1 protein-coding gene and 1 CRISPR repeat array are annotated in these 2513 nt (G+C 42.7%); the gene reads right to left on the reverse strand.

Features of this window, described 5'->3' with window-relative positions:
- Positions 1-1093 (reverse strand): type III-B CRISPR-associated protein Cas10/Cmr2 (locus VB714_RS27080; protein ID WP_323228433.1); only part of this gene is annotated, 1093 nt, incomplete at its 3' end.
- Positions 1094-1466: 373 nt separating this feature from the next.
- Positions 1467-2463: direct repeats of the CRISPR family, unit length 37 nt; unit sequence CTTTCAATGGCTTCTTTGAAGTCGAATTAATGGAAAC.
- The last annotated feature ends 50 nt before the right edge of the window (positions 2464-2513 follow it).

A 2513-nucleotide genomic window follows, 5' to 3' on the forward strand; every position in this document is an offset into this window, starting at 1 on the left:
CGCTTATGCGGTTATTATGGCGATCGCGATCGAAGTCAGGATGATAGAGAACCCCGAGAAAATCATCTCCTCCCGCATAGACTACGCGCCCGAGTTTTTGATCGAATTTTTCTTGAAACGCTTTTCCCCAATTTCGCATTCGTTTGCTAAATTTGGGCAGCAACTCATCGCAATTGGCACATCGACTCAACTCCTTTAAGCAATCGCCCATTTTATCTCCATCTCCCATAAACCAGCCCGTCCACTGACCGTCTCCCTCTTCGCTTCCTTTCCTCGGACGGCGCAGGATTTCGGTAAATCCGGCTTTGCTCCTCGATTTATCCGATTGCTTGGCCAATTCTTCGAGAGAAATCATACCAATACTTTTAGCAATGCTTTCTTTTGTGATTAAGCGTTTGGCGAGTTCGGGAATACTCAAGCGTTCGTTAGGATCGAGAAAACCGTGCAGAAATTCCTCCATCTCTTGCTTTGTTGGTGTAATGCTTTTCGGTTCTTTTCCCTCCAATTTGCAGGCCAGTTCGTAGTAAAATCGGTCAATTCCCTCGCGATCGCCAGCTTCAGGATAAGTACGCGGGTTGATGCTTTCTGAACCCAATCCCGGCCAGGCGATCGCGTCTGTTCCGGTTAAACTGGAACTTTCGCCGATCCAATTGGGAGCGATCCATGCTCGCGAGAGTTTCTTTTGTTCGAGAGCAAACATTGCTAATTCAACAGAGTCCCCCGTACCGAAGAAGATTTCCCAAGTATGATTTTTCCAATATCCCCATTCCTTATCCCACTCGTAAGTATAGTGAGGGAGTTGGTTTACAATCCATTCTCTGCAATGAGAAAGAACCACAGACCAGGCTTGAATAAATGCAGCACGAATTGCATCGCCATCCCAATTTCCCTGCAAGAGAATGCGATTGGGCATCCCTAACTGTACATTGGGTGAACCTGGGGAAATTACCTCGCAATCTGGTGCTTGTGCCGCTTCGACAATCTTAAAAGTTAAATGAGAGAGAATTAAGGACGCACCGTAGAGGTCGCGCAATTTGCGAGATTTTTCGATGAAGCCCTGTACGGGGGCAAAGGAGATAGCAAGATAGGACATTGATAATCTTAACGAGAAAAATCGAGCCGATAACCAGCACGTTATTTTTGACTGTACCTATATTCTTGTCTGATTTTCTTACTTTTTATGCGAATTACCAAAAAAATATTTTTTTCTTTACTTTTCCTCACTCATTCGCAGCAATTCTCTATATTCCATACAGAATTTGAAAATTCTGGCATTTTTGGCAAACCGAAGCGGGGTCGATTTTCCCGGGAGGTCCGCCAAAACGCTGTAAGGCTTGAATTATAAGGGGTCTAGGAACTTTCTTGAGAAAATACCTTGTCAAATGAGGCCGAATTTGGGACAATCAGAAGAGGTTCGCCAAATCTGCTCCCAGAAACCTTATCTGGTGCTGGTTGTGGCTGGCGGTCTTTCAATGGCTTCTTTGAAGTCGAATTAATGGAAACTATCTAAGGGGTTCAACCCAACCATCTCATTCTTAACTTTCAATGGCTTCTTTGAAGTCGAATTAATGGAAACGATATTTTGATATACTTGCCGTCGTCATCGCTGTAGACTTTCAATGGCTTCTTTGAAGTCGAATTAATGGAAACGATTCTTTGATCTCATCAATGCTGGGATTGGCAGCCACTTTCAATGGCTTCTTTGAAGTCGAATTAATGGAAACGAGACAGAACAAACACCAACAACCTTTGTTATTGGGCTAATCTTTCAATGGCTTCTTTGAAGTCGAATTAATGGAAACTGTCATGCTTCCAGAGTCGTCTAGAAGCATTGTTATGAACTTTCAATGGCTTCTTTGAAGTCGAATTAATGGAAACATATCATTCACATTGTCTGGAGACTTACAAATTTGAATACTTTCAATGGCTTCTTTGAAGTCGAATTAATGGAAACTGATTTTCTTCTTATGAGCCATCTAGCTCAAGCTACTTTCAATGGCTTCTTTGAAGTCGAATTAATGGAAACACTTTGCGGATTCTAGAGATGTCGAGAGGGGCGATCCTTTCAATGGCTTCTTTGAAGTCGAATTAATGGAAACAAATAAAGGAGCAGCGAACAGCGATTTATTTCTGGCCTTTCAATGGCTTCTTTGAAGTCGAATTAATGGAAACATCGACTAGATTTTTGGCATTTGTCATTGTCTTGTTCTTTCAATGGCTTCTTTGAAGTCGAATTAATGGAAACACCTTCTTTGGCGCGGCTGCGAGAAGTTCGCTTTTTGCTTTCAATGGCTTCTTTGAAGTCGAATTAATGGAAACGTTCAATAGGAGAGATATGCCCGTCCCGCCCGGCAACTTTCAATGGCTTCTTTGAAGTCGAATTAATGGAAACACTTTCCAGTAAGCCAGATCGGACAAAATAACGTCTTTCAATGGCTTCTTTGAAGTCGAATTAATGGAAACACTGGCTAGAGTTACTTAAGCCGGGCGACCTTTATCTTTCAATGCCTTCT

This window comes from Spirulina sp. 06S082 (assembly GCF_034932145.1).
Classification (GTDB): domain Bacteria; phylum Cyanobacteriota; class Cyanobacteriia; order Cyanobacteriales; family Spirulinaceae; genus CCY15215.